This window comes from Legionella yabuuchiae, from assembly GCF_900640115.1.
GTDB lineage: Bacteria > Pseudomonadota > Gammaproteobacteria > Legionellales > Legionellaceae > Legionella_A > Legionella_A yabuuchiae.
In genome coordinates this window covers 1-6,509 of record NZ_CAAAIW010000045.1, presented here as the reverse complement: position 1 = coordinate 6,509, position 6,509 = coordinate 1, and the positions used below count along the sequence as shown (strand labels likewise).

Here is a 6,509-nt window from a genome sequence, read left to right as displayed (position 1 = left end):
CGTCAGAAGCAATTTTACGAGCGATAAAATTGTCTTCGACTAAAAGCACAAACGCACTTTCATTCTCAGGGGTGATTTCAAGGTTGGAATAAGATTCTTTTTGAGGCAGGGCAGTCTCTGGTTCAACGCCACTTATCTCCGTGGCAGAAGCTTTTTTCATTGGAATGGTTAAGGCGATGGTGGTACCTTTCCCTTCCTCGCTTTGAATTTCAACACGCCCCTGAAGTTTCTCAAGGTAATCGCGTACGATGTGCAAGCCAATCCCATAGCCATCAAAATTACCTTCATAAGACGAGGTGGAGCGATAAAACTGGTCAAAGACTTTATGGATGTCTTCTTCAGGGATGCCAATGCCGGTATCGATGACTTTGAAGCACAGTTTGATGTCTTCTTCCTGTTCCTCGACTAAATTCACTTGAATGGTAATTCGACCGTTATGAGTAAATTTAATGGCGTTGGATAAGATGTTTAATAAAATCCGATACACTTTTTCTTTGTCAGAAAGGACAACATCGGGCACATTAGGCTCCACATCCAGTTTAAAATCAATGTCTTTGAGTTTAAGGTAGGGAAGTTCTAGCTCAAAGAGGTTGTTTAACATTTCTTTGATGCTAAACGATTTCAGATTGAGTTTTTTCTTGCCTAATGACTTGGCTGAAACAAGCTCTAATACGCTGTTTAAAAGGGAAAGTAGTTGTTCCCCGCTAATGTTTAGCATGTGGGCGTATTCTTTGATGGTTTCATCAGGAGCTTCATCTTCTAGAATGCTTGATATGCCAATGATGCCAGACAATGGTGTTCTAATATCATGACTCATGTTGGCGATAAATTCGGATTTTGCTTTGCTGGCGGTTTCGGCTTGTTTTTTAGCTGTTTGTAACTCAGATTCCATTTTTTTTCGTTCGGTAATATCAAATGAGATTCCAATGATGCCTTTTACGTTATTGTCACTTGATATTAAAGCGGCCTTTTTGGATAAAAAATAAGTTTTTTCACCATTGGCCATAATTACTTCTTCTTCAAATGTAAAGCTGTCTCGGGTTGTAATCACTTCTTTGTCAGATGCTCTAAGCTGCTCGGCTTGCTCGGCCCATGGTAAGTCAAAGTCTGTTTTACCTATGATGCTTTCAACTGATGGTAAGCCAAGGTTCTGGGCATGGAGTTGGTTACATCCTAAATAACGTCCTTCGGTATCTTTCCAATATATATGGCATGGAATTAGCGAGATTAAACTCTCAAAATTTTCAGCCAATTCTTTCTCTGACGAATTTTGCTTAGGCAGTCTTTCAGTCATAATAATTGAATAGAAATCAGTTTATCAAATTTTAGTATACTATTTTTGTGCCGACCACCATAAGCCTTAAAAATAAGCATTAAATATAAAAATTGACAAAATAGATCCTGTTTTGTACCATGCTTGCACATTTGAAATGATGTGGAAACAAAAGGAACTTTATTAAATGAACTCTATTGAAATAAGAAATGATAAGGTAGTCGTTGCAAAATTAATGTCAGGTCGAACAGGGAAAATGAAGTCTTATGTTGCGATTTTGCTTGTTAGTATTGGGAAAGAAAATTTTGAAGAGGACGCTCTTGAAGCGGCTGTTAACATGATAAACCAAGAGTTTAACAGTTGTTGTATTGCGATAGCAGATACCCTCCAGCGATTTAATATTGCAACCGAAACGGGCATTACCCCTGATGAAGCGTATAAAGAATCTTTAAAGCGAGGCGACGAGTGGCTATCTAGATATAAGGACTTTATTGATGAGGCATTTGATATTCCTTATGAAGTTCTTCGCTGGGATACGCTTATTACACATCCCAAGTTTCAAGAAAAAGAAAGCCATTTCATGTCAGTGTTTGAGAAAGATTCTTCTTTTTTAAAAGCAATGAACGAATCGATTGAAGAATATGGGAAAAGAGTAGAAAAACGCTTAAATCCAAGTCATTTGATTGAAGGAATGGAATATCACAAAAAAAATTGTTATTCCTACTTACAAGAGGAATGTGTCGCAATATCGTTGTTACCAGAAGCTATAAAACTTATAGGCGATGATACGCCTGCTACAATTGTATATCCAGGTAGACCAACCGCAATTTTAACAGAAAATCACAATTCTTTTCTGAAAAAAGAATTTCATCCAATCATAGATCAGTATGAAGATTATATGAATTGGCTTCCTTATCGATTTAATAAGATTAAATACAAAACGGACGAGTCTCTATCTTCAGTTAATTGTGAAGATAACTCAATACCAAAGAAAGATAAGGATTTAGATTCAAGTCGTATTGATTATATTAACTATCTGACGGAAACACAGCTATATTCTTTACATGAGCTTTTAGATGAAGATTCTATTTATGAATTTAATGACTATATTTTAGGTTTTCTTTTAGAGCATAATTTGTTTTTTAGCGCCCAAAGTTCCATATTAGTTAGTAAAAATCAAGAAATATCTCCAAAATCATTAGCGTATATTTTTTCAAAGCAAATTACGGCTATGTTTTTGGTTGTTGATAAAAAAACGGCCAATCAATGCAAAGCAAATATAATAAGAATAGTAAAGCGCATGAAATCAAATAAAATTACTCAACAAACAAAAGACTATGCATGATATCGCGATTCTTTCTTAAAATGCATTTAATCAAATTGCTTAATGCTGAATCCAATGAAAGTAGGGCAGGGTGTTAGTCATCACCATAAAAGGACCATTTCGTAATCACCTTAATGGGACCACCCGATAGCGTATTAAACACTCAACCGACATAGTAAATTTGTTCTTGAGTTCACAGATTTAGGAGAAAAAGCGATGTCGAATAGGAGGTTTGGTATGTATCAGTATCGTCAAATTTTATTCAGATTATGCCAAGGTGAAAGCATTAGAGGCATTGTGCAGGCGAAACTGGCTGTATCAATGAAAACTTACTGACATCGGAGGATTATGCCGCGTTCCTTGCGGCTTGATCATCCCTGATTCATAATAGTCCGTATTTAACAATCCCTGTTTATCCTCACAGGAATAGTTTATCAAAGCCCATAAATAAGTCATGATGAAAAGAGAGCGATCATTTGTAAGAGATTTCTCAAAATAGTTTGAGTCTTAAAAACGATGGGTTTGTGAACGCGACTTTTAGAACTCCAAATCTCTCCATTTAACCCCAATTTTTGGTTTAAAAACTCTGTGCATTTATCAAGGTTCATTTTAATCTTCATTTTTAGACTTTATGAACTCAAGGATTTGATGATGCGAGTAGGGTAGGCCAGAGTACCGACTCACGAACAAAATTTAGACTTGCAATTGGATGAGTTGAAAAAGGCAGGGTGCGAAGAAAATCTTTACTGACAAAATTAGTGGCTCAGTTTCAGAAAGACCAGGTCTTGAGAAAATTGAAAGTTATCTCAGGAAGGGTGATACCTTGGTTGTATGGCGATTGGATAGGTTGGGGCGATCGCACAGATTTTAATGTGCGAGAACTATCCTCTAACGTGGAGTTAGCAACTTATAAAGTAATGGTTAATTCCAGATATTCATTACGCTCTTCTATTTGGCAACGCCAAAGTTGCGATTGGCAAATGATTTTTCACCAAGGGACTCCCCTCTCAGAATAACCTATGATACATAAATCTCTATCCGTTCTTTATTTTTTCCTGGGTTATGTCGCTTTAAACGAATCCGCCCTACTTCACTTGTACGTCTAATATGTGTCCCGCCACAAGGAACCTCTGCGAATGTCTCAATTTTCCAATATCTTCGCTCGTTAGGTTCATCACTAAACGCACTCAAAATCATTTCGTTTGCATCGATAATTTCTTGTGCTTCTTCCTGCAGTAATACAATAAAAGGAGAAATAGTTTCTTGCCATTGAAAATCGATCCGAGCTTTATCTTCTGCTATATGCGCTCCAACCTTCACCACGTCCGGAAATCGGCGACAAACGAGCTCTAATACAAGTTCTGCTGCAAAATGTAGTCTCATTAATCGATAACGACGTTCCCAATCAATCGTCATATGAACAGCATCGCCTGCTATAAGGCCATGCTGATTAGGCAATTGATAGTAAATTTGTTTTCCATCTTTCTTAGCACTTAATACTGCATAACCTCCTATTGTCCCGCGATCGCTTTCTTGGCCGCCCGAAAAAGCATAGAAAATAGTTTCTCTTACTGTAACAAGCTCATCTTGAACTGTTTCTATAAAGGTCTCTAACTCTGTTAAATAAGAATTTTCCCAAAATATTTTTTTCGTCATGAGTCAAAACCTATACTATCGCCACAAAGAACATTTTCGCGTCAATGCGGTAACCTCATCCCAATCACCAAACAAAACAATGCCAAAATAGGTCAAGTCGTCCTCGTTCACTTGCAAAGTTCTTTCAATTTGCTCTTGATAGGTGCCAACGATCATTGTATCGGTAAAATCATTAAAAAGAATATTTTTATTGATTGCTTCTTGTCTTAATTTCTTAATTTTATTTGAATTATCACAAAGAATGATAAAAGGTATTTCAGAAATGTGAGGATGAGAGCCACCATCAGCATCCCGATAATCCGTTAATCGTAAGTCTTGCTGACCAATGACAGCTCCCAGTCCAATACACATATGAGCAAGCGCATTCATGATTTTTCCAGGCTCAATGCGTTTATTGAGGACCGCAACTAATTTATTTTCAAAAACCAGCCCGCTCATAACATTCTCCACATCAACATTCACAATTCGTGCGTTATAACGCATAATAAGCATAGTGTAACCATGTGCGCTAAAACGCACAAGATCATTTAAGACGAATCATGCAAGATATTTTCAAACGTATTGCTAAAACATTAAAGCAGCTTCGACAAGAACGAGGCTGGAGCTTAGATAAAACAGCGCGTGAAACAGGCGTTTCAAAAGCCATGCTTGGCCAAATTGAACGAGAAGAATCAAGCCCTACTATTGCCACTTTATGGAAAATAGCAACTGGTTTTCAAACTTCTTTTTCTTCTTTTATCGAGGAGATTTCAGAGGAAACAAATCATATCTTGTATCGAGTCAGCGATACAAAAACGCTGCATCCAGAGGATGAAAAAATACGGATTCATCCCTTATTTCCATTTGATAAAACATTGCGTTTTGAGCTTTTCGTTATTGAATTATTGCCAGGATGCGAACATTTATCACTGCCTCATGAACGCAGTGTTATTGAACATATTGTGGTCATTGAGGGCAATTTGGAGGTGCTCATTAATGGGTGCTGGAAGCCTCTAACAAAAGGAGAAGGTCTACGTTTTAACGCAAATCAACCCCACGGTTACCGTAATACATCTCCGACCATATCGCGGTTTCATGATATCATTCATTATGGATGAGTAATGTTGGCTTAAATTACAGATCTGAGGCAAATACGAATTACGGTCATATTTCAGCTTAAATTAACGCGGACTTAACCTAATTAGTTACAGATCCAATTATGATGATTATATAAGTAATAGTACAATCCAACTCATCTGATTAGAAAAAAGTAATATAAAAATGCAATTTACGGATAGAGACTGGTTTTTAGAAGAGTTACCTGAACAAGTTGATTATAGTTGGTTGTTAAGATTAATGAAGGCTTGGGTAGAGAAAGAATCTCTACCATTTAAGATGGGTGTTTTAGCGACAGTAGATGAAAAGGGACATCCAATAAGCCGTACGGTAGCCATCCGTGAAATAAACGAACAGGGTTTGCTTTTTTTTACCCAGCTAGGTAGTGCGAAAGTAGGGCATCTTTCTGTTAATCCCTATGTTTCTTTTACTTTTATGTTACCGAATACACAAAGACAGGTTACTGTCTCTGGTAGAGTAAAGCCACTTGGCGAAAGCGAAAATTTAAAAAATTGGGCGACTTATGATCAAGAGCGAATGTTACGGTTTTTAGTTTATGGCACAAAATCTGGACAGCTGATAAAAAAACAACAGGAGTTAGATGAGGAGTTAATTGCGTTAAGGGTTCAATATAAAAAAACACTTCCAGAAAGGCCTCGAGAATATGTTGGTTATACGATTGTTCCAGAAGAGATAAAATTTTATCAATTAAATGAGCATCGGTTGTCTGACTCAATAACTGCACTATGTACTGATAAAACTTGGACTTTACAGCGATTTGTTCCTTAGCTAGACAAGCACGAGCAATAGAGCACTGTGTTCCAAATCCCATGATCTATTAGTTTTCAAATTTTCACATTGTTGATGAAATAAACCCTTGATCTTTACGTAACGTCAAGGTTTATCCTTTACATGGTGTATTAAAAGAAATTTACACTATTAAACAAAGGGTATTAAAAATGCAATACACAATTAAGCAGTTAGCTGATATATCTGGAATTAGCACCAGAGCCTTAAGGTATTATGATGAAATTGATTTATTTAAGCCTGCAATTATATACCCATCGGAAATCAAAATCCGAAAAAAAATATTGAAATCATGGATCTAGTATGATCAAATGCGCACATGAAGAGAAAATTAGAAGCAACTGAGCGCGAAAA

8 protein-coding genes are annotated in these 6,509 nt (G+C 36.7%); 5 read left to right on the top strand and 3 right to left on the bottom strand.

What is annotated here, in order from left to right; all coding sequences use genetic code 11:
- Positions 1–1,294: sensor histidine kinase (locus E1O47_RS11740; protein ID WP_133131440.1), on the bottom strand; the 1,294-nt coding region annotated here is incomplete at its 3' end.
- Positions 1,295–1,460: 166 nt separating this feature from the next.
- Here E1O47_RS11740 and E1O47_RS11735 point away from each other — a divergent pair.
- Together E1O47_RS11735 and E1O47_RS11730 are read left to right on the top strand one after the other, a co-directional pair.
- The gene (locus E1O47_RS11735; RefSeq protein ID WP_133131439.1) at positions 1,461–2,618 is read left to right on the top strand and encodes a hypothetical protein; all 1,158 of its coding nucleotides are present in this window, start codon (positions 1,461–1,463) and stop codon (positions 2,616–2,618) included.
- 718 nt (positions 2,619–3,336) lie between these two features.
- Positions 3,337–3,468: a recombinase family protein gene (locus E1O47_RS11730; protein ID WP_479724357.1), complete on the top strand. Its 132-nt coding sequence runs from the start codon at positions 3,337–3,339 to the stop codon at positions 3,466–3,468.
- A 146-nt stretch (positions 3,469–3,614) separates the two neighbouring features.
- Here E1O47_RS11730 and E1O47_RS11725 read toward each other — a convergent pair whose 3' ends face one another.
- Positions 3,615–4,253, bottom strand: coding sequence for an alanyl-tRNA editing protein (locus E1O47_RS11725; RefSeq protein WP_133131438.1), 639 nt, complete (start codon positions 4,251–4,253; stop codon positions 3,615–3,617).
- Between the two features lie 15 nt (positions 4,254–4,268).
- Positions 4,269–4,745: a DUF2000 domain-containing protein gene (locus E1O47_RS11720; protein WP_242602108.1), complete on the bottom strand. Its 477-nt coding sequence runs from the start codon at positions 4,743–4,745 to the stop codon at positions 4,269–4,271.
- A 47-nt stretch (positions 4,746–4,792) separates the two neighbouring features.
- Here E1O47_RS11720 and E1O47_RS11715 point away from each other — a divergent pair, with 47 nt between their 5' ends.
- The 3 genes from E1O47_RS11715 to E1O47_RS12740 all read left to right on the top strand — a co-directional run bounded on the left by E1O47_RS11715 (position 4,793) and on the right by E1O47_RS12740 (position 6,457).
- A complete protein-coding gene (locus E1O47_RS11715) occupies positions 4,793–5,350 on the top strand; it encodes a helix-turn-helix domain-containing protein (protein WP_133131437.1) in 558 nt (185 codons plus the stop codon).
- A gap of 163 nt (positions 5,351–5,513) precedes the next feature.
- Positions 5,514–6,137, top strand: a complete 624-nt coding sequence (locus E1O47_RS11710; protein WP_133131436.1) for a pyridoxamine 5'-phosphate oxidase family protein — start codon at positions 5,514–5,516, stop codon at positions 6,135–6,137.
- Positions 6,138–6,307: 170 nt separating this feature from the next.
- Positions 6,308–6,457: a MerR family DNA-binding transcriptional regulator gene (locus E1O47_RS12740; protein ID WP_133131435.1), complete on the top strand. Its 150-nt coding sequence runs from the start codon at positions 6,308–6,310 to the stop codon at positions 6,455–6,457.
- The last annotated feature ends 52 nt before the right edge of the window (positions 6,458–6,509 follow it).